At 60.8% G+C, this 21,802-nt stretch carries 26 protein-coding genes and 1 pseudogene; 20 read left to right on the top strand and 7 right to left on the bottom strand.

The genetic code is table 11. The annotated features are described in order from the left end of the window. Positions 1-58 precede the first annotated feature (58 nt). From tldD to O3W47_RS19690, 3 genes are all read left to right on the top strand, one after another. A complete protein-coding gene (gene tldD, locus O3W47_RS19700) occupies positions 59-1,474 on the top strand; it encodes a metalloprotease TldD (RefSeq protein ID WP_127756251.1) in 1,416 nt (471 codons plus the stop codon). Between the two features lie 202 nt (positions 1,475-1,676). After that, on the top strand, positions 1,677-2,114 hold the full coding sequence (locus tag O3W47_RS19695) for a bleomycin resistance protein (RefSeq protein ID WP_269314433.1): 438 nt from the start codon (positions 1,677-1,679) through the stop codon (positions 2,112-2,114). A 3-nt stretch (positions 2,115-2,117) separates the two neighbouring features. Next, complete coding sequence (locus tag O3W47_RS19690) at positions 2,118-2,792, top strand: HAD family hydrolase (protein WP_269314432.1); 675 nt, start codon at positions 2,118-2,120, stop codon at positions 2,790-2,792. Here the strand turns inward: O3W47_RS19690 and O3W47_RS19685 are convergent. Beyond that, positions 2,781-3,089 carry a MazG nucleotide pyrophosphohydrolase domain-containing protein gene (locus O3W47_RS19685; protein WP_065654313.1) on the bottom strand — a complete coding sequence of 103 codons (309 nt, stop codon included), beginning with the start codon at positions 3,087-3,089 and terminating at the stop codon, positions 2,781-2,783. The genes O3W47_RS19690 and O3W47_RS19685 overlap by 12 nt on opposite strands. 154 nt (positions 3,090-3,243) lie before the next feature. Here O3W47_RS19685 and O3W47_RS19680 point away from each other — a divergent pair, with 154 nt between their 5' ends. After that, on the top strand, positions 3,244-4,023 hold the full coding sequence (locus tag O3W47_RS19680) for a sulfite exporter TauE/SafE family protein (RefSeq protein WP_269314431.1): 780 nt from the start codon (positions 3,244-3,246) through the stop codon (positions 4,021-4,023). Positions 4,024-4,054: 31 nt separating this feature from the next. Here O3W47_RS19680 and pdxH read toward each other — a convergent pair whose 3' ends face one another. Then, positions 4,055-4,675, bottom strand: a complete 621-nt coding sequence (gene pdxH / locus O3W47_RS19675; protein ID WP_269314430.1) for a pyridoxamine 5'-phosphate oxidase — start codon at positions 4,673-4,675, stop codon at positions 4,055-4,057. 56 nt (positions 4,676-4,731) lie between these two features. On the opposite strand from pdxH, the gene O3W47_RS19670 reads away from it, so the two are divergent. The 4 genes from O3W47_RS19670 (at position 4,732) to O3W47_RS19655 (ending at position 8,058) form a co-directional block, all read left to right on the top strand. Continuing rightward, positions 4,732-5,181, top strand: a complete 450-nt coding sequence (locus O3W47_RS19670) for an RT0821/Lpp0805 family surface protein (RefSeq protein WP_127756408.1) — start codon at positions 4,732-4,734, stop codon at positions 5,179-5,181. 211 nt (positions 5,182-5,392) lie between these two features. Beyond that, positions 5,393-6,484, top strand: coding sequence for a DnaJ C-terminal domain-containing protein (locus tag O3W47_RS19665; RefSeq protein ID WP_269314429.1), 1,092 nt, complete (start codon positions 5,393-5,395; stop codon positions 6,482-6,484). Positions 6,485-6,615: 131 nt separating this feature from the next. Then, the gene (gene fabI, locus O3W47_RS19660) at positions 6,616-7,434 is read left to right on the top strand and encodes an enoyl-ACP reductase FabI (protein WP_003521090.1); all 819 of its coding nucleotides are present in this window, start codon (positions 6,616-6,618) and stop codon (positions 7,432-7,434) included. 30 nt (positions 7,435-7,464) lie between these two features. Then, positions 7,465-8,058, top strand: a complete 594-nt coding sequence (locus tag O3W47_RS19655; protein ID WP_080817496.1) for a histidine phosphatase family protein — start codon at positions 7,465-7,467, stop codon at positions 8,056-8,058. Positions 8,059-8,319: 261 nt separating this feature from the next. Here O3W47_RS19655 and O3W47_RS19650 read toward each other — a convergent pair whose 3' ends face one another. Beyond that, positions 8,320-8,580 carry a DUF1344 domain-containing protein gene (locus tag O3W47_RS19650; protein WP_162520615.1) on the bottom strand — a complete coding sequence of 87 codons (261 nt, stop codon included), beginning with the start codon at positions 8,578-8,580 and terminating at the stop codon, positions 8,320-8,322. Between the two features lie 40 nt (positions 8,581-8,620). Here O3W47_RS19650 and O3W47_RS19645 point away from each other — a divergent pair, with 40 nt between their 5' ends. The 3 genes from O3W47_RS19645 (at position 8,621) to ribB (ending at position 11,301) form a co-directional block, all read left to right on the top strand. Then, positions 8,621-9,010 (top strand): hypothetical protein, encoded by a 390-nt coding sequence (locus O3W47_RS19645; RefSeq protein ID WP_170985760.1) that lies wholly within the window; start codon positions 8,621-8,623, stop codon positions 9,008-9,010. 5 nt (positions 9,011-9,015) lie between these two features. After that, positions 9,016-10,110, top strand: coding sequence for a chorismate synthase (gene aroC / locus O3W47_RS19640; protein ID WP_137452274.1), 1,095 nt, complete (start codon positions 9,016-9,018; stop codon positions 10,108-10,110). Between the two features lie 90 nt (positions 10,111-10,200). Continuing rightward, the gene (ribB, locus tag O3W47_RS19635) at positions 10,201-11,301 is read left to right on the top strand and encodes a 3,4-dihydroxy-2-butanone-4-phosphate synthase (RefSeq protein WP_137002995.1); all 1,101 of its coding nucleotides are present in this window, start codon (positions 10,201-10,203) and stop codon (positions 11,299-11,301) included. Between the two features lie 261 nt (positions 11,302-11,562). On the opposite strand, the gene O3W47_RS19630 is transcribed toward ribB, so the two are convergent. Next, complete coding sequence (locus tag O3W47_RS19630; protein WP_137452275.1) at positions 11,563-12,759, bottom strand: winged helix-turn-helix domain-containing protein; 1,197 nt, start codon at positions 12,757-12,759, stop codon at positions 11,563-11,565. A 112-nt stretch (positions 12,760-12,871) separates the two neighbouring features. On the opposite strand from O3W47_RS19630, the gene O3W47_RS19625 reads away from it, so the two are divergent. From O3W47_RS19625 to dxs, 7 genes and pseudogenes are all read left to right on the top strand, one after another. After that, positions 12,872-13,552: an energy-coupling factor ABC transporter ATP-binding protein gene (locus O3W47_RS19625; RefSeq protein ID WP_137452276.1), complete on the top strand. Its 681-nt coding sequence runs from the start codon at positions 12,872-12,874 to the stop codon at positions 13,550-13,552. Continuing rightward, positions 13,549-14,181, top strand: a complete 633-nt coding sequence (locus tag O3W47_RS19620; RefSeq protein ID WP_174022358.1) for an energy-coupling factor transporter transmembrane component T family protein — start codon at positions 13,549-13,551, stop codon at positions 14,179-14,181. Before O3W47_RS19625 ends, O3W47_RS19620 begins: the two co-directional genes overlap by 4 nt. Positions 14,182-14,186: 5 nt before the next feature. Continuing rightward, positions 14,187-14,751: pseudogene (locus O3W47_RS19615) on the top strand (biotin transporter BioY). 25 nt (positions 14,752-14,776) lie between these two features. Beyond that, positions 14,777-15,712 (top strand): histone deacetylase family protein, encoded by a 936-nt coding sequence (locus O3W47_RS19610; RefSeq protein ID WP_137452279.1) that lies wholly within the window; start codon positions 14,777-14,779, stop codon positions 15,710-15,712. A 2-nt stretch (positions 15,713-15,714) separates the two neighbouring features. Further along, on the top strand, positions 15,715-15,969 hold the full coding sequence (locus O3W47_RS19605; protein ID WP_003503059.1) for an exodeoxyribonuclease VII small subunit: 255 nt from the start codon (positions 15,715-15,717) through the stop codon (positions 15,967-15,969). A 259-nt stretch (positions 15,970-16,228) separates the two neighbouring features. After that, complete coding sequence (locus tag O3W47_RS19600) at positions 16,229-17,152, top strand: pirin family protein (protein ID WP_269314428.1); 924 nt, start codon at positions 16,229-16,231, stop codon at positions 17,150-17,152. 99 nt (positions 17,153-17,251) lie between these two features. Next, positions 17,252-19,171 (top strand): 1-deoxy-D-xylulose-5-phosphate synthase, encoded by a 1,920-nt coding sequence (dxs, locus tag O3W47_RS19595; RefSeq protein WP_262534887.1) that lies wholly within the window; start codon positions 17,252-17,254, stop codon positions 19,169-19,171. Positions 19,172-19,213: 42 nt separating this feature from the next. On the opposite strand, the gene O3W47_RS19590 is transcribed toward dxs, so the two are convergent. Then, positions 19,214-19,576 carry a nuclear transport factor 2 family protein gene (locus O3W47_RS19590; protein WP_065115026.1) on the bottom strand — a complete coding sequence of 121 codons (363 nt, stop codon included), beginning with the start codon at positions 19,574-19,576 and terminating at the stop codon, positions 19,214-19,216. 107 nt (positions 19,577-19,683) lie between these two features. On the opposite strand from O3W47_RS19590, the gene O3W47_RS19585 reads away from it, so the two are divergent. Together O3W47_RS19585 and O3W47_RS19580 are read left to right on the top strand one after the other, a co-directional pair. Beyond that, positions 19,684-20,478, top strand: coding sequence for a helix-turn-helix domain-containing protein (locus O3W47_RS19585; protein WP_269314427.1), 795 nt, complete (start codon positions 19,684-19,686; stop codon positions 20,476-20,478). Between the two features lie 5 nt (positions 20,479-20,483). Next, entirely contained in the window at positions 20,484-20,792 is a 309-nt protein-coding gene (locus tag O3W47_RS19580; protein WP_269314426.1) for a putative quinol monooxygenase, read from the top strand. A gap of 45 nt (positions 20,793-20,837) precedes the next feature. Here the strand turns inward: O3W47_RS19580 and O3W47_RS19575 are convergent, their stop codons facing one another. Both O3W47_RS19575 and O3W47_RS19570 read right to left on the bottom strand, forming a co-directional pair. Beyond that, positions 20,838-21,209, bottom strand: a complete 372-nt coding sequence (locus O3W47_RS19575) for a nuclear transport factor 2 family protein (protein WP_269314425.1) — start codon at positions 21,207-21,209, stop codon at positions 20,838-20,840. Between the two features lie 75 nt (positions 21,210-21,284). Then, positions 21,285-21,737: an Lrp/AsnC family transcriptional regulator gene (locus O3W47_RS19570; RefSeq protein WP_137004298.1), complete on the bottom strand. Its 453-nt coding sequence runs from the start codon at positions 21,735-21,737 to the stop codon at positions 21,285-21,287. Positions 21,738-21,802: the final 65 nt, after the last annotated feature.

The following is a 21,802-nucleotide window of genomic DNA, read 5'->3' as shown; positions in this document are numbered from 1 at the left end:
GCGTCCGTCGGCTCCAGTGCCTAAATCGGTCATTGAACGATAATGACTGGAGCCTCCCATGACCGACGATCTTGTAAAACTCTTCGATTGCGACGAAACGCAATTGCGCAAGCTCGTCGGCGAGGCGCTTGCCGGCGCTGACGACGGCGAGCTGTTCATCGAACATGCCCAGGCCGAATCGCTGACTTTCGATAATGGCCGGCTGAAGGGCGGTTCCTTCAACACCGATCAGGGTTTCGGCCTGCGCGCCGTCGCAGGCGAAACGGTGGGCTATGCCCATGCGGGCGAGCTGTCGCAGGGCGCGCTGAAACGTGCTTCCGATGCGGTGGGTGCGGTGACCAAGGGTTATTCCGGCTCCTATGCCGCCGCACCGCAGCGCACCAACAAGAAGCTTTACGGCGACGAGAACCCTATCGGCAGCCCGAGCTTCGAGGAGAAGGTGAAGCTTCTCACCGATATCGACGCCTATCTGCGTGACAAGGACGACAAGGTCCGGCAGGTGACGGCGACCATTTCCGCAAGCTGGCAGGTGGTGGACATCCTGCGGGCCGACGGCCATCGCGTCAGCGATATCCGGCCGATGACCCGCATCAATGTTTCCGTCGTGGCGGGCGAAGGCGACCGGCAGGAAAGCGGCTCCTACGGCATTGGCGGACGCGTCGGTTTCAGCGATTTCATCACCACGGAAAACTGGCAGCGCGGTGCGGATGAAGCGCTGCGCCAGGCGCTCGTCAACCTCACCGCCATAGACGCGCCGGCCGGCACCATGGATGTGGTGCTCGGTTCCGGCTGGCCGGGCGTCATGCTGCACGAGGCGGTGGGCCACGGTCTGGAAGGCGATTTCAACCGCAAGAAAACCTCGGCCTTTGCCGGCCTGATGGGCGAAATGGTTGCCGCCCCCGGCGTGACCGTGGTGGATGACGGCACCATCGACAGCCGCCGCGGCTCGCTGACGATCGACGATGAAGGTACGCCTTCCGGCTATAATGTGCTGATCGAGAACGGCAGGCTGGTCGGTTACATGCAGGACCGGCAGAACGCCCGGTTGATGGGCGCCAAGCCCACCGGCAACGGCCGCCGGCAGGGCTACGCCTATGTGCCGATGCCGCGCATGACCAATACCTATATGCTGTCGGGCGACAAGACGCCGGAAGAGATCATCGCCTCCGTGAAGAAGGGCATCTATGCCGTTTCCTTCGGCGGGGGCCAGGTGGATATCACCTCCGGCAAATTCGTGTTCGGCTGCACCGAGGCCTACCTCATCGAAAACGGCAGGATCGGCGCGCCGGTAAAGGGCGCGATGCTGATCGGCAACGGGCCGGATGCGATGAAGCGCGTCTCGATGATCGGCAACGATTCCAAGCTCGATACCGGCATCGGCAATTGCGGCAAGGCCGGACAATGGGTGCCGGTCGGCGTCGGCCAGCCGCATCTGCGCATGGACCAGATCACCGTCGGCGGTACGAAGGCTTAGTTCCGCGGCGCATGCGCGGTCGCGGAAAATGTCGAAACTGCCGTGACAGCCCTCGCCCGCAGCGTCGCCATCCCGTCAGCCCCTAACCCCACACATGGCTGCCATGATGAGGTTTCCTCTGGCATGCGGCCGGGAAGGCGGTAAGATCATCCCTCATGGCAGGCCCCTCCTCCCACCCCGGGCCTGCGCGGCAAAGGAGACCATGACCATCATACGAAATGCCCTCGTTCCTGAACTCGCCGTCAGCGACTGGCAGAAAAGCCGCGCCTTTTATTGCGACCTGATCGGTTTTCATGTGGTCTATGAGCGCCCCGAGGAGGGTTTCACCTATCTGGCGCTGGGGGATGCCCAGCTGATGATCGACCAGATCGGCGCGACCCGGACATTCGTGACGGACAATGCCGCGCTCGAATTTCCGCTCGGCCGCGGCATGAACCTGCAACTTGCCGTCCCCTCCCTGCAACCCATTCTCTCCCGGCTGGAGCGATCCTCCATCGACCTCATCATGCTGCTGGAGGAAAAATGGTACAGACGCGGCACGGTCGAAGTGGGCAACCGGCAATTCATCGTCGCCGATCCGGACGGTTATCTGATCCGCCCGTTCGAGAGCCTCGGTGAACGCCCCTTCCGGTTCGGTTAAGCCATGCTGCCTTTTCTTCCGCAGGCCGTGGTTTTCGACATGGACGGATTGCTGATCGAGAGCGAGAGGCTCTATCGCGATTCATTTCTGGCTGCCTCGGATGAAGGCGGCCATGGCATGAAGGTCGAGACCTATCAGAAGGTCTGCGGCAGCCCGTGGGACGTCATCACCGGCACCATCTTTGCCGACTATGGTGCGGATTTTCCCATCGACAGCTTCCGCGACGCCTGGCTCCGGCATCTTGGCATGATGATGGCGGAGGGCGTGGCGCTGAAGCCGGGCGTCATCGACATTCTCGATCTGCTCGACCGGCTCGATATCCGCCGCGCCATCGCCACCTCGTCGCGGCACGATTCGGTGACGCGCCATCTCGGGCCCCACGATCTTCTCAAACGTTTCGACACCATCGTCGCACGCGGCGACTATACCGAACCGAAACCCGCACCCATGCCCTATCTCACCGCAGCCCGACGGCTTTCGCTCGATCCGGGCCGCTGCCTTGCGCTGGAAGACTCGTACTCAGGCGTGCGCTCGGCGACATCGGCGGGCATGATGACGATCATGGTGCCGGACGTGGCGCCGCCGACCGAGGAAATGCGGAAGAAGTGCATTGCCGTTGCAAGCGACCTGCATGCGGTGGCGGCCATGTTGGAAAAGCTGGAGTCTTCAGGGTTTTGACGGCGTAAAGCGCCACTTACGCTCGATCGCTCCTTCAATATCGAGACCGTTATAATGGGCCAGCAACAGCACATGGCCGAGCAGATCGGCGGCTTCATCGGCCAGATCCCGCTTCATCTCCTCTTTGCTCCTGCCCTTAATGCGCCCCCGTCCTGTCAGCCGATTCCAGGCCTGTGTGACCTCGCCAACCTCTTCCTGAAGCTTCAGCATGTACCAGTCCGGGTCGCGGAATATTCCGTTTTCAGCGGCATATTTTTGCGAGGCCTCTTCAAACCGAGGCATCATATCAGCAAACATTTGTTCATCCTTTGTTCATGCGCTACAACTCTAATCATGATTCTCTGACGGCGTCGACCCGTCAGGGCGTCACGCCGCCATGAACTGAAATTTCCGCGACATGTACATGCAAGCGGGATAGAGAAAACATATTCGAACAATGGTGCCATCGCCCATGTCCCACCTCGATTTTTTCTCGTCCCTCATCACCGCACATAGTCCGACGCTGCTCGCCATGTTCGCGGGCGCCGCCTTTCTCGCCGGCCTTGCCCGCGGCTTTTCCGGTTTCGGTGCGGCACTCATCTTCATCCCGCTCGCAAGCGCCATCGTCGGGCCGCGTGTCGCCTCGGCAGTGCTGCTGGTGCTGGACGCCGTGCTGACGCTCGGCATGATACCGCCCGCATGGCGCATGGCGGACCGGCGCGAAGTCTTCATCATGGCGGCCGGCGCCTTTGTCGGCGTGCCGCTTGGAACCATGCTGCTTTCCAACGGCGATCCGCTGACGCTGCGCTGGATCATCTCCGCCGTCGTCGTGATGCTACTGTTGTTTCTGCTTTCCGGCTGGCGTTACAGCGGCCGGCCGAAGACGCCGCTGACCCTCTTCACCGGGTTTCTGGCCGGGCTGTTTTCGGGTGCTGCGCAACTGGGCGGTCCGCCGGTCGTCGCCTACTGGCTCGGCGGCGCGCTCAAAGGCGCCTTCGTGCGCGCCAATGTCATCTTATATTTCGCGATTTCGACCGTGATCTCCACCGGCAGCTATTTCGTCAGCGGCCTGTTCACCGCCGATGTCTTCGTCTTTTTCCTGCTCGCCCTGCCCTTTTACGGGGCCGGACTTTATGCCGGCGCGCGACTGCACGGGCTTGCCGACGAAGCGGCGTTCCGGCGCATCTGCTATGGGCTGATCGCCATATCCGCCGTCATCGGCCTGCCGCTGTTCGATTCGCTGCTGAAATAGGCAGGCCGTAAATGGCCTGCCCTGACCGCCCTTACGGATACATGCGGACCTTGGACCATGCACCGTCAGGCGTCTCGCGGCGGAATTCGATGCGATCATGCAGGCGGAACTTGCGGTCGTGCCAGAATTCGATGCTGAGCGGTCGGATGCGGAAGCCGGACCAATAGGAAGGGCGCGGAATATCGCCGATGGCATATCTGGCGGTGTATTCCGCCACGGCCTTCTCCAGCGCGAAACGGCCTTCCAGCGGACGAGACTGCCTGGAGGCCCAGGCGCCGATGCGGCTGCCGCGCGGGCGCGAGGCGTAATAGACATCCGCCTCCTCGTCGCTGACGATCTCCACCTCGCCGCGCAGGCGCACCTGACGCCGCAGGCTTTTCCAGTGGAAACACATGGCCGCTTTTTTCTGGCCGAGAATCTCCTGGCCCTTCTGGCTTTCGAAATTCGTGTAGAAAACAAAGCCGCGGTCGTCGACGCCTTTCAGCAGCACCATGCGCACATTCGGCAGGCCATTTTCGTCCACGGTGGCGAGCGCTACCGCGTTCGGATCGTTGATTTCGGAAGCCGTTGCATCCCTCAGCCATTCGGCAAAAAGCGTGAACGGTTCATTTTCTTCCGTGAAGTCACTGGATGTTAACCCCGTTTCCGACATATTGACTAAAATGCTCCCGAGCTGATTTGGACCCCAGAGATGATCTCTGGTGGAAGATGGTGACCGTCATAGCAAAGTCGAACAGTCGAACAAAGAGCCTCCTTTCGTCGGTAGCGGAAGTTTCCGCCGTCGTGTCAATGCTTGTGGTGCTGAGCGGTTGCGTCAGCCTCGATCTGTTCGGCGGCGACAAGGTCGACCGCTCGCTTTCCACGGCCTCCATTCCCAACCAGCCGAACAATGCGCCGCAGACGGACGATGCGACGATCCGCAATGCGGTAACGTCGGCCGATCTTGCCAAGCTTGCCGACCAGCCGCTGCCCTGGGCCAATGCCTCAACCGGCAGCGCCGGCGTCGTCACCGCCATTCACGAAGACAAATCAAGCGGCTTCGTCTGCCGCGATTTCAGGACCACGCGCCACTCCTTCGAGGGCGTTGCGAGCTATTCGGGACAGGCCTGCCTGTCGGAAACCGGCGAATGGCTGCTGACCCGCTTCGAGCAGAAATAATCTGTTTACCCTTAAATATGGAATAGAGCCGGCCCGGGTGCGGCGCGCTTCCTCCGTAAAGGAGTGATTAGCAACTTATTGCAACAGTCGACGTTGATTAAACCGAGGGCGTGCAGGCGAATGATCGCGGGCATCCCTTTTCGGAGGGGTTAGTTTCAGGATTGCGCCATGAAGGGCGGCAGCGCCTGAGCCAACGTAACTGGTGTTTCGCATGCGCGATCCATATTCGATCCTCGGCGTAAAACGTGACGCCCGCCACGAGGAAATCAAGGCCGCCTGGCGCACGAAGGCGAAAACCGTCCATCCGGACGCCAATCGCGACGATCCCGACGCCTCGGCGCGATTCGCCGAGATCGGGCAGGCATACGATCTTCTCAAAGACCCGAAAAAGCGCGATCTCTACGATCAGGCCCGCAGGGCTGCCGAAAAGAAACAGCGCGGCGAAACCATCATGCAGCAGCGGGAAGCCGCGCGCGAGGCTGCCGAGCGCGCCAAGGCCGCCGAAAAGCTGATGGAGGAACTGGCCCGCGCCGACGCCCGCAACCGGGCGCAGACTGGCCAGAAAACCGACGCCAAGGCGGAAACCGCCGAAGATATCGTCGAACGGATTTTTGGCGCGGAAGCGCAGAACGACCCCAAGGTGCAGCAGGCGGCGGAAGCGGCAAAGGCTGCCGCGGGCGCTGCCAAAAGCGATATTCCGGGTGCCGGCGATGACAGGACAGCACCCGCATCGCTCGCCGCCAATCTTTTCAGCGCTCTGGTGCGCCGGTTCCGCACGCAGCAGCCGGCTGCCGAAAAAGCGCCGGACATCACTGCGGAAGCCACCGTCACGGTCGCCGATCTGCTGGAACACAGGTGGATTACCGTATCGCTTGCCGACGAGCGCGAGGTTCGTTTCCAGCTCGAAGCCGGCATGAGCGACGGACACGTGGTGCGACTGAAGGGACAGGGGCTGAAGCTTCCCAACATGGCGCGCGGCGATCTTGCCGTGACGTTGCTGACCGCCCGTGAGGACGCGTTTTCCCTTCGTGGCTTCGATATTCACACGACGCTGCCGATCTCGCTCAGCGACGCGGTTCTGGGGTGTGAAACGAAAGTCGCGACACCGCTCGGTGAGGAAAACATCACCATTCCGGCCTGGTCCGGCTCGGACCGTGTGCTGAGGCTTACCGGCAAGGGCCTTACCGACGGCAAGGGCGGACAGGGCGATCTCGTCATCGAATTGCGCATCGTTCTCTTGGAAAAGCCGGATGAAAAGGTGACCGACCTGATGCGGCACATGCGCGAAGGCCTTTATTTGTGAAAGTTTTGCGAATAGCCGGGACAACGCACCCTTTGTTACGCTCCCTAACAGTTGATGATCTTTGGCAATCTTGAACAGGATTGCAGCCTATGCCATAGGCAGGACCGATCAAAAGTACTAGGGAGCATAAAATGGCTCAGGCATCCGGCCTCATGGCTGGCAAACGCGGCCTCATCATGGGTGTCGCCAATAATCGTTCCATCGCTTGGGGCATCGCCAAGGCCTGTGCCGACGCGGGCGCGGAAGTTGCGCTGACCTGGCAGGGCGACGCGCTGAAGAAGCGTGTCGAGCCGCTGGCGCAGGAACTGGGCGCCTTCATGGCCGGTCACTGCGATGTGACCGATCTCGAGACGATCGATGCGGTTTTTGCCGGGCTGGAAAAGCACTGGGGCAAGATCGACTTCGTCGTGCACGCCATCGCCTTTTCCGACAAGGATGAGCTGACCGGCCGTTACCTCGATACCAGCCGCGACAATTTCAACCGCACCATGGACATTTCCGTCTTCTCGCTGGCCGCCGTTGCCAAGCGCGCCGAGCCGGTCATGAATGATGGCGGCTCGATCATCACGCTGACCTATTACGGCGCGGAAAAGGTCATGCCGAACTACAACGTGATGGGCGTGGCCAAGGCTGCTCTCGAGGCCAGCGTGCGCTACCTCGCCGTCGACCTCGGCAATCGCGGCATCCGCGTCAACGCCGTTTCCGCCGGCCCGATCAAGACGCTTGCAGCCTCCGGCATCGGCGACTTCCGCTACATTCTGAAATGGAACGAATACAATGCGCCGCTGAAGCGCACCGTTTCCATCGAGGAAGTCGGCAAGTCGGCGCTTTACCTGCTGTCCGACCTTTCGACCGGCGTGACCGGGGAAATCCACCATGTCGATTCCGGTTACCACACCATCGGCATGAAGGCGGTGGATGCGCCTGACATTTCGGTGGTGAAGGACTAAGCCTGCAAGTTGTAAGAACGGGGTATCGCCTTGCTCGTCTATGTGATCCGGCACGGACAAACGGACTGGAATGCGATACGCCGGCTTCAGGGCCAGAAAGACATTCCGCTCAACGATTTCGGCCGCCAGCAGGCGGTCGGTAACGGCAAACTGCTTGCGCATCTGCTGGGAGAACAGGCCACGGATTTCGACTATGTGGCAAGCCCGCTCGGGCGCACGCGCGAGACCATGGAACTGATGCGCGGCGCCATGGGCCTCGATCCCAAGGCCTATCGTACCGACGATCGCCTGATCGAAGTTTCCTTCGGCGACTGGGAAGGGCAAACCCTGCCGGAGCTGAAAAAAGAGTTCCCGGACCGGGTGAAGGCCCGCAAGGCCAACAAGTGGGATTTCATTCCCCCCGGTCAGGATGCCGAAAGCTATGAAATCCTCTCCTGGCGCATCGGCGCATGGCTTTCCTCTGTCGAGGTTCCGACGATATGCGTCTGCCACGGCGGCGTCATCCGCTCGATCTTCCGGCTGGTCTCCGGCATGGACAAGGACGAGGCGTCACGCACGCAAATCCCGCAGGACCGGATTTTGAAGGTCGAGATCGACAGGAACAGTGCGGAGTGGATTTGGTGAGGGGCTGACAGAGAGCAAGTCTCTGGATGGTCCGTCAGGTGTTTCCCATGAGTGGCGAGACGTCGCGGCTTGTTTCTTCTCCCCGCCGGGGAGAAGGTGGCGCGAAGGGTCGGATGAGGGGGTGCCCTCTCCGAATATCTCTACCCTCGCCCCCTCATCCCGCCGCCGCGGACTTCTCCCCGGAGGAGGGAAGAAAGGGATGCAGACGCCCGTTTCACAACGGACGTTTTGGCACGAGGGCTGAGTAAAGGGGACACAGCCTTACTCAACGACCTGAAGATCGTCCACCACGCGTTTCCCATCCACTTCCGTGTAGAAAACCACGACCTTCACGCCCGCTTTCAGACCTTCGAAATTGAACTCTTCCGGCACGCGATAGGTCTTGCCGTCATTGAGCGTAATGCTCAGCCCATTCGCATCGATCTTGCTGATCGTGCCTTCCACGTCGACGCTCTGGGCGTAGCCGTTGATGGGCATCAGGAGGTTGGCGGTAGCCAGAAGGGCGGCAATCATCATACGCATCGATCTAGCTTTCGTGGATTTGCGTGAAAACCTTACATGCATGAAGAATTGCCTTTCGAATGTGGCGGAAATTGCCCGCAACCATGACATTTTCGGCCCAATTGATGAACGGATTTGGGATCGTGTTCAAGCCGTTAGTGATTTTTACACCGCATTTCGCGGCAATATTGGAAAACTCCGGATAAACGTGGAAAACGGCGGCGCATTTACATTTCCGTCATCTCGAAAAACCGCGCTCGCCGGCCCGAATCGCCGCCCACTCTCATCCCGGCGCCTGTTGCCGGGATGGGGAAGACGCCTGTCGATGTCGTGTTCGGCACTTATCCTGCCGCAGCGAAAGAAAGGCTTTTGCCTTGTCGGGATTTACACTAAGACAAATCCGCTTGTTTTAAACGGCGCTACCCGCAGGCGCCCTGTTTTCCGGTTTTGAGAACTATGTCGCATAACAGCTTCGGTCATCTTTTTCGCGTTACCACCTGGGGAGAAAGCCATGGGCCGGCACTTGGCTGCGTGGTGGATGGCTGCCCGCCCGGCCTGCGCTTTACCCTCGCCGAAGTGCAGCACTGGATGGACAAGCGCAAACCCGGCCAGAGCCGTTTCGTCACCCAGCGTCGCGAGGACGACATCGTCAAGGTTCTCTCCGGCGTGATGCTGGATGAGGACGGCGAGACGATGATAACGACAGGCACGCCGATTTCCATGCTGATCGAAAACACCGACCAGCGTTCGAAGGATTATGGCGAGATCGCCAAACGGTTCCGCCCGGGCCATGCGGATTTCACCTATGACCTGAAATACGGCATTCGCGACTATCGCGGCGGCGGGCGTTCTTCCGCGCGCGAGACCGCAGCGCGTGTCGCTGCTGGCGCTATCGCCCGCAAGGTGGTGCCAAGCCTCAATGTGCGCGGCGCCCTGGTGCAGATCGGCAAACACAAGATCAACCGCGATAACTGGGATTGGGATCAGGTCGACCAGAACCCGTTCTTCTGCCCGGATGCGGCGATGGTGCCGGTCTGGGAAGAGTATCTGGACAGCATTCGCAAGGCAGGCTCCTCGATTGGCGCGGTCGTGGAAGTGGTGGCGGAAGGCGTTCCGGCGGGCATCGGCGCGCCCATTTATGCCAAGCTCGATCAGGATATCGCCTCCAGCCTGATGTCGATCAACGCCGTCAAGGGCGTGGAAATCGGCGAAGGTTTCGCCTCGGCCGAGCTTTCCGGCGAGGAAAATGCCGACCAGATGCGCATGGGCAATGACGGCAAGCCGATTTTCCTGTCCAACCATGCCGGCGGCATTCTGGGCGGTATTGCGACCGGTGAGCCGGTGGTTGCCCGCTTCGCCATCAAGCCCACCTCCTCCATTCTGACGGAGCGCCTGTCGATCGATACCGACGGCAACAATGTCGATGTGCGCACCAAGGGCCGCCACGACCCCTGCGTCGGCATTCGCGCCGTGCCGATTGGCGAGGCGATGGTGGCCTGCACCGTTGCCGACCATTATCTGAGGGACCGCGGCCAGACCGGCCGGCTTTAGCGGACCGAAAAGTGTGAAGCGGTTTTCGGACAATCCGCTAAAGAAACAAAAAGAGCAACGAACCGTTGCTCTGAAGTGAGGGATATCGCCATGGCCTATGACCAGAAACGCGTTGTCGACGCCATCCGCGCTTTCGAAGCCGGTGAAATCGTCGTTGTGACCGACGATGACGACCGCGAAAATGAAGGTGATCTGATCATTTCGGCGGTTCATTGCACGCCGGAAAAAATGGCGCTGATCGTGCGCCATACTTCCGGCATCGTCTGCGCGCCAATGCCGCGCGAGGAGGCCAAGCGGCTGAACCTCAACGCCATGGTGGCGGAAAATGACAGCGCGCATACGACGGCCTTCACCGTCAGCGTCGATTTCAAGCACGGCACAACGACGGGCATCTCCGCCGATGACCGCACCCTGACGGTGCGCAATCTTGCCAATCCCAATGTCGGCGCTTCCGATTTCACCCGGCCGGGTCACATCTTCCCGCTGATTTCCCGCGAGGGCGGCGTGCTGATGCGCTCCGGCCATACCGAAGCAGCGGTCGATCTCTGCCGTCTCGCCGGCCTGCCGCCCATCGGCGTCATCAGCGAGCTGGTGAACGACGACGGCACGGTGATGCGCGGACCGCAGGTGCTGGATTTCGCCGAAAAACACGGCATGAAGCACGTTTCGGTCGCCGATCTCATCGCCTATCGCCAGCGCAAGGAAACACTGGTGGAGATGGAATCCTCCTTCACCATCGAAACGCCCTTCGGGCCGGCCAAGGCGCAGACCTATTCCCTGCCCTGGGATCCGATGCAGCACATGGCGGTGATTTTCGGCGATATCCGCGATGGCATTGACATTCCCGTTCGCCTGCACCCCGAAAACGTCGCCGACGACGTGTTCGGTGACCGCCAGCCGGTGCGGCATTATATGCAGAAGATCGCCGAGGAAGGACGCGGTGTCATCGTCTATCTGCGCGAAGGCTCCGTTGGCGTTGGCCAGGTTGCCGGACGACGCAAGGCGCGTGACCCGGACGAAGCGCATGCCCAGGCCCGTTCGCGCGAAAACGAATGGCTGGAAATCGGCCTCGGCGCGCAGATCCTCAAGGATCTCGGCATCAGCTCCATCAAGCTGCTGACCACCCGCGAACGGCATTATGTCGGGCTTGAAGGCTTCGGCATCCAGATTTCGGCGACGGATATCTGCTGATTTTGGGGTTTGCCTTGGTTTTCCAGGGCAATCGTGAAGCGAGTGGGTGCCCCTTGTTTCTTCTCCCCGAGGGGGAGAAGTCCGCGGCAGCGGGGTGAGGGGGCGCCCTTGCCGGATTTCGGAGAGCTTGCCCCCTCATCCGACCCTTCGGGCCACCTTCTCCCCCGCGGGGAGAAGAAACAGGTGGCGACGCCGTGCTTCATCAAGGGCGATATTCGCATGGGGCGAAGCCGTCTCAAAAATATCCTTGAGCGACCGACCTCAGCTTTCCTCCCGCCAGCCCTCCAGATAATTCACGCTCTCAACACCCGTAAATTTCGCGAGCCGCGCCAGTTCGGCGTCAAGCTTCTCCAGCCTACCCGCCGAGGCACGCACGCCCGGTTCCAGCCACAGGCGCCGAACATCCAGCGTGCTGCGCTTGCGATCCGCCTTCATGTCGATACGACCGATCACGCGGTCGCCCTCCAGAAGCGGGAAGACATAATAGCCATATTGCCTTTTCGGCTCCGGCACAAAGACCTCGATGCGGTAATAGAAGCCGAACAGCCGCTCCGTGCGATTGCGGTCACGCAACAGCGGATCGAAGGGGCTGAGGACGCGGACGCGGGATGACGGTTCCGGCACGTCGGTCAGGTCGGCGGTGAAATCGGCAAAGGCATAGGACGGGCGAGCAGTGTCCCCGTCACTTGCAAGAAGCGAAACCTCGCAGAGTTCATCGCGATGGCTTTTGACCCAGTCCCTCGCCTCCTGCGAGGTGACGAGATCGAAAAAGGCGGCGATTTCACCATGGGTGGCGAAACCCAGCCGTTTCAGCGCCTGCCGGCAGGCCCAGTCGACGAATTCCGCATGTTCCACCTCGGTTTCGTGATGCTCGCCGGGAATGACCCGTTCGGCGAGGTCATAGACCTTCTGGAAATTCACCCGGCCGGCAATCGCCAGCTTGCCGGTGTGCCAGAGATATTCGAGCGCGGTCTTGGACGGATGCCAGTTCCACCAGCCGCCGGACTGGTGCCCCTCCTCTTTCAACTCCCGCGCCAGAACCGGCCCGGTTGCCGCAATGCGCTCCAGCGTTTCACCGAAAGCGGCGTCGAAACCCTCGCCGTGCCATTTGCGCCAGCGCTCCTGAATGATCGGCTCGCGGCGGCGGAAGCGGTGTTTCCAATAGGGATAAAATTCCGTCGGCACGATGGAAGCGTCATGTGTCCAGTGCTCGAACAGCGCGCGGTCCTTTTCCAGCAGCGTGGTCAGATGATCACGCCTGTAGGTCTGGTTGCGGGAGAAGATGATCTGATGGTGGGCGCGCTCCACCGTGCCGATGCTGTCCACCTGCACAAAACCGATATCGGTTATCAGCTGCAGCAGGTCGCTCTTGGAAAGCGCCTTGCCGGGCGGCGAGGAAAGCCCCTGCCGCGCCAGAAAAATTCGTCTTGCCGCTTCGTTTGAAACCTTGATCACCATGAAGCAGAAGGTATGACGGCTTTTTCAGGATTGCAATGTTCTTTTTTGTTCCTTGTTTCACTTCTGTTGATGACGGGGTATAGAACCGGAAAACGAGCGCGAGGATGTAAGCTTGGAAATCCGTTTCGACGCCGCCGGTGTCGCTTTCGAGGGCCGGCAGGCCCTTCAGCCGCTGTCTCTGACATTGACGGAACGGCGTATCGGCGTGATCGGCCTTAATGGTTCCGGCAAGACCACCTTTGCGCGGCTGATCAACGGACTGAACAAGCCGAGCGAGGGCAAGGTTGCGGTGAATGGTCTCGACACCGTGACGGATGCCAAGGCTGTCTTGCAGACGGTCGGTTTCATCTTCCAGAATCCGCAGAACCAGATCATCCTGCCGATCGTGCGCGACGATGTCGCCTTCGGGCTGAAACGGCTCGGTCTCGGCAAGGCGGAAACCGAAGCCCGGGTGAAAGCCGTGCTTGCCCGGCTTGGCATTTCCCATCTTGAAGAACGGCGCGCGCATGAGCTTTCCGGCGGAGAGCTGCAGCTTGCGGCGCTGGCTGCGCTTCTGGTTACCGAACCGCACATCCTTATTCTCGACGAGCCGACCAACCAGCTTGATCTCAAAAACCGGGCTGTCGTGGAAAAGACCATGGCGACGCTGTCGCAATCGCTCATCGTCATCACCCATGATCTGCCGCTGCTTGAGGGCTTCGACCGTGTGCTGGTTTTCCACGGCGGCGCGTTGATTGCGGACGCCGCGCCTGAAGAGGCCGTGGCGCAATATCTCGCGGCGGTGGCGCGATGAAATCGCTGCACGTTGAAGGCACGGGCTGGCTCTACCGCGTCTCGCCGCGCCTCAAGCTCCTGACGCTGATGGGCTTCAGCATCGCATTGTTCCTTACCCGCGATCTTTTGTTGCTGGGATGCGCCTTGACTTTGGCGGCCATCATCCTGCGCGAGACGCGGCTATCCTTGCGGGAGATCGGCCTGCGGCTGCGGCCGGTGATGCTGACCATTTTCCTCGTCGCGGCTTTCAGCTATCTTTTGCTCCCGGCCCATGATGCGACAGTCAATCTTTTGCGGCTGACGGCGCTGGCGCTGCTTGCCACCGCCGTCACCATCACCGTCAGCATCTCGCAGTTCATGGATGAGATCACGCTTGCCGCCGCCTCTCTCGAAAGGCTGGGGCTGGTCAAGGCTGCCGATATCGGGCTTGCGGTCGGGCTCGTCGTGCGTTTCGTGCCCGAGATCGTCAACCGGTATCATGCGGTGCGTGACGCACACCGGGCTCGCGGCCTGCCCGTGCGGATGGCGACCATCATCGTGCCACTCGTCATTATGACGTTGAAGGATGCCGATGCCATTGCCGACGCCATTGACGCGCGCGGTTTCAGAGGCCAAAGCTTGGCGCCAGATAACCATCCGGAGTTTTGAGCGCCATGACGACCCGCGACCTTGTGCTGATTTCGCTGTTTTCCGCCATCATCATCGCACTTGGGCTTCTGCCGCCGATCACGCTCGGTTTCGTTCCCGTGCCGATCACCGCGCAGTCGCTCGGCGTCATGCTGGCCGGCGTCGTGCTGGGCGCGAAGCGCGGCACGCTCGCGGTTCTGCTGACGATTCTGATTGCCGCCATCGGCCTGCCGGTCCTCTCGGGCGGACGCGGTGGTCTTTCGATTTTCACCACGCCGACAACGGGCTTCCTGATCGGCTGGATCGCAGCTGTCTTCGTCACCGGCACGCTCTCGGAAAAACTCGTCAATCGCAGCCAGTCCGCTCTGGCGCAGGGCATCGGTTTCTTCGTCGCCAGCCTCATCGGTGGCGTAGTGGTGCTTTATGCTTTCGGCATCACCTATCTGGCGCTGGTTGTCGGGCTTGGTTTCGAAAAAGGCCTTCATGGGTTCCCTCGCCTTCATTCCCGGCGATGCGCTGAAGGCCGTGCTTGCCGCACTGGCCGGCCGTGCCGTGATGGCCGGTTATCCGCTTCTGCCGCAGCGCGCCTGAACAGACTTTCTTCGGGAGGAAAAGCATGGCGACGCGTTTATACGAACACCCGATCTTCCTCGAGCATATCACGCCCGAAGGCCACCCGGAGCGACCGGACCGCCTGCGGTCGCTGAACATCGCGCTTGAACATCCGAATTTCGAGCGGCTGGAGCGGAAAGAAGCGCCGCAGGCCAATGAGGATGCGGTGCTGCTGGCGCATCCGGAAGAGCATCTGCTTGCCGTCATGCGGCAGATCCCGCAAGAGGATGGCGAGATCAACCGCATCGAGGCGGATACCTATGCCTCGCCGAAAAGCCTGCAGGCGGCGCTGACCGGCATCGGTGCGGCAATGGCTGCGGTGGATGACGTGTTTACCGGCGCTGCCGACAATGTCTTCGTCGCCGCCCGCCCGCCCGGCCACCATGCGGAAACCGCCAAGGCCATGGGTTTCTGTCTTTTCAACAATGTGGCGATTGCCGCCCGCCATGCCCAGAAAAAACATGGGGCAGAGCGCGTCGCCATCATCGACTGGGACGTGCATCACGGCAACGGCACGCAGGACATCTTCTGGAACGACACTTCCGTGCTGTTCTGTTCCACCCACCAGATGCCGCTTTACCCGTGGAGCGGCGATAAAAACGAAACCGGCGCGAAGAACAACATCGTCAACGCGCCGCTTTCGCCCAACACCGGCAGCGACCATTTTCGTGAGGCCTTCAAATCCCGCGTGCTGCCGGCGATTGCCGATTTTTCGCCTGATCTCATCCTCATCTCCGCCGGTTTCGACGCGCATCACCGCGATCCGCTGGCGCAGATCAATCTGGTGGGAGAGGATTTCGACTGGGCCACGGGCCGGCTTCTGGAAATGGCCGACAAATACGCATCGAACCGGGTCGTCAGCCTGCTTGAAGGTGGTTATGATCTGGAAGGGCTGGCGGAATCGGCAGCCATGCATATTTTGAGAATGATGAAGGGTTGAACATGACGGAAAATGCCAACACAGCCGATGTCAGCGGTTATTCCTTCGAAAAGGCCGTCGCCGAGCTGGAAAGCATTGTCGCACGCCTGGAACGCGGAGACGTGGCGCTGGACGAATCAATCGCCATCTATGAGCGCGGCGAAGCCCTGAAGAAACACTGCGAGACGCTGTTGAACGCTGCCGAAAAGCGAATCGAGAAAATCCGCCTCGATCGTGCGGGCAAGCCGCAGGGTGTGGAGCCGCTGGACGGGGAGTGATTTCTCTCTCCCTCATTCCTGTGCTCGTCACAGGAATCTAGCCAGCCCAAGTCCTTGGGCTGAAAAGACTCCTCTCGCCGCGTGGACACGCGTCGGCTGGATTCCTGTGACGAGCACAGGAATGAGGGAGGTTGGGAGGCAACGATCAATCGCCCCCTCGCATCCGGTGGCAATGCACAAACACAGCGTTCGACATCCCGACACTCCCGCTCGCCATCCGTTATGCTAAACTCCCGCCAGACGATACGAGGAGCTTGCGATGTCCTTCTTTCCCGGCAACGATCCCGTCGCGGGTGATGCTTTTGCCTGCGATGCCATCGAGAACCTGATCATTCCCCGCACCAGCGATATTGGCGGCTTTGCAGTGCGCCGCGCCCTGCCGACCCGGCAGCGGCGGCTTGTGGGGCCGTTCATCTTTTTCGATCGTATGGGCCCGGCTATCCTGAAGGCCGGTGAGGCGCTCGACGTCAAGCCGCATCCGCATATCGGGCTTTCGACTGTTACCTATCTGTTCGACGGCGAAATCAAGCACCGGGACAGTCTCGGCACCGAGCTTGTCATCCGCCCCGGCGACATCAACCTGATGACGGCCGGGCGCGGCATCGTGCATTCGGAACGCACGCCGGAAAACCTGCGTGGCCATCCGCTTTCCATGTCTGGCCTGCAGACCTGGCTTGCCCTGCCAGACCATATGGAAGAAGTCGCCCCCGCCTTTGCCCACACGGCCAAGGAAGACATGCCGCTGATCGATCTCAAGGGCGCGACCGGCCGGGTGGTGATCGGCGAATTCGAAGGCCTCACCTCCCCGGTTTCGGCCTTTACCGATACGCTTTATGTCGATCTTTCGCTGGAGCCGGGGGTAAAATTCCCCTTCTCCGCCGATCATGAAGAGCGGGCGATCTATATTCTGTCCGGTTCGCTGGATGTTGCCGGTGATATCTTCGCCGCCGACCAGCTGCTCGTCTTCCGGCCGGGTGACGACATCACGCTGCAGGCCGGCAGCAATGGCTGTCACATCATGATCTTCGGCGGGGCGGCGCTGAATGAGCGCCGTTACATCTGGTGGAACTTCGTTTCGTCATCAAAAGAACGCATAGAACAGGCCAAACAGGAGTGGAGAACCGGACGCTTCGACATCGTTCCCGGCGACGAAGAAGAGTTTGTCCCTTTGCCGGAAGGTTGAAATTCTATAGAAGTGTACGACATGCAGGGCTGCACCGTCGGCTTTCGACATGAAAGACGCTCTGGCACGCCCTGCTGACGACAAGAAAAGGCCGAACGATTGACCGGAATGCCACAGACACCATTGCTCGACCGGGTGAATTTTCCCTCCGATCTCAAGGAGATCGATGATCGCGACCTGCCGGAACTGGCACGGGAACTGCGCGACGAGATGATTGACGCCGTGTCGAAGACCGGTGGCCATCTGGGTGCCGGCCTTGGCGTGGTGGAACTGACGATTGCCATCCACAAGGTGTTCAACACGCCCGAAGACCGGCTGATCTTCGATGTCGGCCATCAATGTTATCCGCACAAGATCCTGACCGGCCGGCGTGATCGCATCCGCACGCTACGGCAGGAAGACGGGCTTTCCGGTTTCACCCGGCGGGCCGAAAGCGAATATGATGATTTCGGCGCCGGCCATTCCTCCACCTCCATTTCCGCCGGTCTCGGCATGGCGGTGGCGGCGGGTCTTGATGGCAGCGACCGCAAGGTCGTAGCCATCATCGGCGACGGCTCGATGTCGGCGGGCATGGCGTTTGAGGCATTGAACAATGCCGGCGCGCTCGATGCGCGGCTGATCGTCATCCTCAACGACAACGATATGTCGATTGCGCCGCCGACGGGCGCGATGAGCGCCTATCTGGCGCGGCTGGCTTCCGGTCGCACCTATATGGGCTTCCGCGATTTCGGCAAGAAACTGACCGCCTATCTCGGCAAAACCATCGACCGCGCCATTACCCGCGCCGTGACCCATGCGCGCGGTTATGTGACCGGCGGCACGCTGTTCGAAGAGCTTGGCTTTTATCACATCGGCCCGATCGACGGTCATTCCTTCGAGCACCTCCTGCCGGTGCTGCGCAATGTGCGCGACAACCAGAAAGGCCCCGTCCTCATCCATGTGGTAACGCAGAAGGGCAAGGGTTATGCGCCGGCGGAAGCCGCAGCCGACAAATATCACGGCGTCAACAAGTTCGACGTCATCACCGGCGCGCAGGCGAAAGCCAAGCCGAATGCGCCGAGCTATACCAGCGTCTTTGCCGAAGCCCTGATCCAGGAAGCGACGCTCGACGAAAAGATCATCGGTGTGACGGCCGCCATGCCGAATGGCACGGGCCTCGACAAGATGGCCGAGCTTTTCCCGTCCCGCACCTTCGATGTCGGCATTGCCGAGCAGCATGCCGTCACCTTTGCGGCGGGGCTTGCGGCTGACGGTTACAAGCCGTTCTGCGCGCTTTATTCCACCTTCCTGCAACGCGGTTACGACCAGCTGGTGCATGATGTGGCCATCCAGAGCCTGCCCGTGCGTTTTCCCATCGACCGCGCCGGTTTTGTCGGTGCTGACGGGCCGACCCATGCCGGTTCGTTCGACACGACTTTCCTCGCCACCCTGCCCGGCATGGTGGTGATGGCGGCCTCGGATGAGGCGGAGCTGAAACATATGGTGCGCACGGCAGCGGCCTATGATGAAGGCCCGATTTCCTTCCGTTACCCGCGCGGTGAAGGCGTGGGTGTCGAAATGCCCGCGCGTGGTGAGATTCTCCAGATAGGCAAGGGTCGCATCATCAAGGAAGGCACCAAGGTTGCGCTGCTCTCCTTCGGCACGCGGCTGGCTGAATGCCTGGCGGCGGCGGAAGACCTTGAAGCGGCCGGCCTTTCCACCACGGTTGCCGATGCGCGCTTCGCCAAGCCGCTCGATCTCGACCTTATCCGCCAGCTGGCCAGCCATCACGAGGTTCTGGTGACCATCGAAGAAGGTTCTGTCGGCGGTTTCGGCGCGCATGTGCTGCATTTCATGGCCAGCGCCGGCCTGCTTGACCATGGCCCCAAGGTCCGGACCCTGACCCTGCCCGACCAGTGGGTGGAGCAGGCCAAACCCGAAACCATGTATGCCAATGCCGGCCTTGACCGGGCCGGCATCGTTTCCACCGTGTTCAATGCGCTCGGCCAGCGTCAGGCCGGCGTCGGTTTCGCCGGCTGACGAGATTGCCGGGACAGGAGGCGGGACCATCCCGCCTCTTTCTCAGGATGCCGCGCCATCAAGAAAACCGACGACATTTTCGATCCGCCCCTCGGCATTCAGGCTGACGACATCGGTTCCGCCAGCGACATCGTCCCCATCAGGCGAAATGAGACGCCATGAGAAACGGGTGAAGTTGCCGTGACCATCAGGGGTGCCGGCAAGAACGAAGCGATATCCCGGAAATTTCTGCCGCGCCGCCTCGATCATCGCGGCAATCCCCTGCTGGCCTTCGCCCTGCATCAGCGGATCGACGTAGCGCGTATTTTCTGCCCATGCCTGACCGACGAGATGCCTGCGGCGTTCATTGTCCTCTTCATTCCAGGCTGCGAGATAGGTCTGGGCGATTGTGAGATGTTGCGTCATGATTGCGTTCCTTCTGGTTGACGGCCCAAACATGCCGGCGGTCCGGAAGCGGAACAATTACCTCGGAGGTAATCGCATTGCCGATATGTTCTGCTAGGCTGCGGGGCATGACACATCATCGAGAACATGTCGGCCAGGTGCTGAAGGAATGGCGTGCCCGCCGCAGGTTGAGCCAGCTCGATCTGGCGATAGAGGCGGACATATCGGCGCGGCATCTGAGCTTTGTGGAAAGCGGGCGTTCATCCCCCAGCCGCGAGATGCTCGCGAAACTGGCGGAGCAGCTTTCCATGCCCGCCCGCGCCGCCAACCGGCTGATGCTGGCGGCGGGTTATGCGCCTGTTCATTCCGAACGCTCGCTGGATGCGCCCGACATGGCGGCGGCCCGGCAGGCCGTCGAAACGGTGGTGCAGGGCCACATGCCCTTTCCCGCCCTTGCCGTCGACCGGCACTGGAACGTCGTTCTCGCCAATGAGGCGATCACATCGCTTCTGGCCGGTGTTTCCGAAGAGCTGCTTTACCCGCCGCTCAACGCCCTGCGGCTCAGCCTGCACCCGCAGGGCTTGAGTTCGCGCATCGCCAACCTCGCCGAATGGCGGCATCACCTGCTGGAACGCCTGCGCCGTCAGGTCGAGGAAACGGGAGACGAGGTGCTTTGCCGCTTGCATGCGGAACTTTCGGCCTATCCCGCGCCGAAGGCCTCACCCCATGCCGCCGGGGCCGATCCACTGGCCATACCGCTGCAACTGCGCGATCCGGCCTCGGGCGCCGTTCTGAGCTTCATCTCCACCACCACGGTTTTCGGAACCGCAACCGATGTCACGCTGTCCGAACTGGTGCTGGAATGTTTCTACCCCGCCGATGCGGCAACCCGCGCCGCCCTGATGCCAGGCGCAAAGGAGTAAGACCCGTGCACACCACCTATCTCATCGGCTTCCAGGTCCGGCCCGGCCAGCGCGAGCGCTTTCTTGAATTGCTGAATGCGCTTCTCGACGCCATGCGGCACGAAAAGACCTTCGTGAATGCCACCCTGCATCGGGACGTTGAAGACGAGAACCGCTTCCTGCTGCATGAGACCTGGAGCGACCATCAGGACGTCATCGATGTCCAGATTCATCGCCCCTATCGTCAGGCATGGCATGATGCCCTGCCCGAGCTTCTGGAAGCCCCACGGGATATCTCCGTCTGGCATCCCATGCGGGCCGATCACGCCGCATAGCGACATGGATCATAAGGAATCCCACGCAAGCACCCTTTGCACGCGCTAGGATTTTCGCGACAATATCCGCGGCTCACCAATTTTGAACCAGGCCTTGGCGATCCTGCCGCTCTCAACTTCATAGATGCAGGCAACGTCGACCTCTCCCTTTCCTTCCGGAAAGTTTCGGGTGACCGTTTCATGGTCGATGACGACATTGCCAACGACAATGCGCTTCAGCAGTTTCCCGTAAAGATCCGGTTCCTTGAAGCGCTGGATATGACGCTCCCGAATCTCTGCCGCGCTTCCTGCCAGAAGCGTCGCCGGGAAAGCGTAATACTGACAATCATCCGCCCACCAGAGCATGAAGGCATCGATGTCACGGGCATTGTACGCCTCAAGCTGCTTTTGTACCGGCAGTTCGATTTCACTATTCAAAACACACCTCTCCAAAAAACGTCGTGGCGAAACGGGTTCCTAGACGAGGGAATGTCCCGCGTTGAAGGGCTCCGGTTAAAGCCTGATGGCCGTTTCCTCTTTCGCCGTCTTGATGACGACCATGGTGACAAAGCGCGCGACATTGTGCTGGTCGCGGAAGAGCCGGTCGCACAGGGCGTCGAATTCTTCCATATCCCGCAGGCGCAGCATCAGCACGACATCGCTTGCGCCTGTCACGGCATAGGCCTGCGATACGGCCTCTTCGGCACTCGCAATATCCAGAAAGCGGCGCATATGCTGCTCGCCGTGCAATTTCAGCTCCACCGTCACCAGAGCCTTGATCACCCGCCCCGCCTTTGCGGGGTTGAGGATCGCCACGATGCGGTCGATCACGCCAGACCTGTGCAGCCGCTGCAGGCGGCGCAGGCAACTGGATGGAGACAGCCCGACTTCATCGGCCATATCCACATTGGTGCGCGACGCATCGTTCTGCAAAAGGTTCAGAAGTTTCCGGTCGATCCGATCCATGCCGGCAGCATATCGCGCGCCGCCATATTTGCAATAAAATTGCATGAAACTGCAATCTTTGACCG

The organism is Agrobacterium sp. LMR679 (assembly GCF_027157905.1).
GTDB lineage: Bacteria > Pseudomonadota > Alphaproteobacteria > Rhizobiales > Rhizobiaceae > Agrobacterium > Agrobacterium leguminum.
This window is presented reverse-complemented; position numbering and strand designations above follow the sequence as displayed.

Bases quoted from the DNA above. Each gene is read 5' to 3' on its own strand.
- O3W47_RS19590 (WP_065115026.1), bottom strand. From the start codon at position 19,576: ATGACGCAACATCTCACAATCGCCCAGACCTATCTCGCAGCCTGGAAT.
- tldD (WP_127756251.1), top strand. From the start codon at position 59: ATGACCGACGATCTTGTAAAACTCTTCGATTGCGACGAAACGCAATTG.
- O3W47_RS19695 (WP_269314433.1), top strand. From the start codon at position 1,677: ATGACCATCATACGAAATGCCCTCGTTCCTGAACTCGCCGTCAGCGAC.
- fabI (WP_003521090.1), top strand. From the start codon at position 6,616: ATGGCTCAGGCATCCGGCCTCATGGCTGGCAAACGCGGCCTCATCATG.
- O3W47_RS19690 (WP_269314432.1), top strand. From the start codon at position 2,118: ATGCTGCCTTTTCTTCCGCAGGCCGTGGTTTTCGACATGGACGGATTG.
- pdxH (WP_269314430.1), bottom strand. From the start codon at position 4,675: ATGTCGGAAACGGGGTTAACATCCAGTGACTTCACGGAAGAAAATGAA.
- O3W47_RS19680 (WP_269314431.1), top strand. From the start codon at position 3,244: ATGTCCCACCTCGATTTTTTCTCGTCCCTCATCACCGCACATAGTCCG.
- O3W47_RS19600 (WP_269314428.1), top strand. From the start codon at position 16,229: ATGTCCTTCTTTCCCGGCAACGATCCCGTCGCGGGTGATGCTTTTGCC.
- O3W47_RS19570 (WP_137004298.1), bottom strand. From the start codon at position 21,737: ATGGATCGGATCGACCGGAAACTTCTGAACCTTTTGCAGAACGATGCG.
- aroC (WP_137452274.1), top strand. From the start codon at position 9,016: ATGTCGCATAACAGCTTCGGTCATCTTTTTCGCGTTACCACCTGGGGA.
- O3W47_RS19670 (WP_127756408.1), top strand. From the start codon at position 4,732: ATGGTGACCGTCATAGCAAAGTCGAACAGTCGAACAAAGAGCCTCCTT.
- O3W47_RS19685 (WP_065654313.1), bottom strand. From the start codon at position 3,089: ATGTTTGCTGATATGATGCCTCGGTTTGAAGAGGCCTCGCAAAAATAT.
- ribB (WP_137002995.1), top strand. From the start codon at position 10,201: ATGGCCTATGACCAGAAACGCGTTGTCGACGCCATCCGCGCTTTCGAA.
- O3W47_RS19610 (WP_137452279.1), top strand. From the start codon at position 14,777: ATGGCGACGCGTTTATACGAACACCCGATCTTCCTCGAGCATATCACG.
- O3W47_RS19605 (WP_003503059.1), top strand. From the start codon at position 15,715: ATGACGGAAAATGCCAACACAGCCGATGTCAGCGGTTATTCCTTCGAA.
- O3W47_RS19620 (WP_174022358.1), top strand. From the start codon at position 13,549: ATGAAATCGCTGCACGTTGAAGGCACGGGCTGGCTCTACCGCGTCTCG.
- O3W47_RS19665 (WP_269314429.1), top strand. From the start codon at position 5,393: ATGCGCGATCCATATTCGATCCTCGGCGTAAAACGTGACGCCCGCCAC.
- O3W47_RS19630 (WP_137452275.1), bottom strand. From the start codon at position 12,759: ATGGTGATCAAGGTTTCAAACGAAGCGGCAAGACGAATTTTTCTGGCG.
- O3W47_RS19585 (WP_269314427.1), top strand. From the start codon at position 19,684: ATGACACATCATCGAGAACATGTCGGCCAGGTGCTGAAGGAATGGCGT.
- O3W47_RS19650 (WP_162520615.1), bottom strand. From the start codon at position 8,580: ATGCGTATGATGATTGCCGCCCTTCTGGCTACCGCCAACCTCCTGATG.
- O3W47_RS19645 (WP_170985760.1), top strand. From the start codon at position 8,621: ATGAAGAATTGCCTTTCGAATGTGGCGGAAATTGCCCGCAACCATGAC.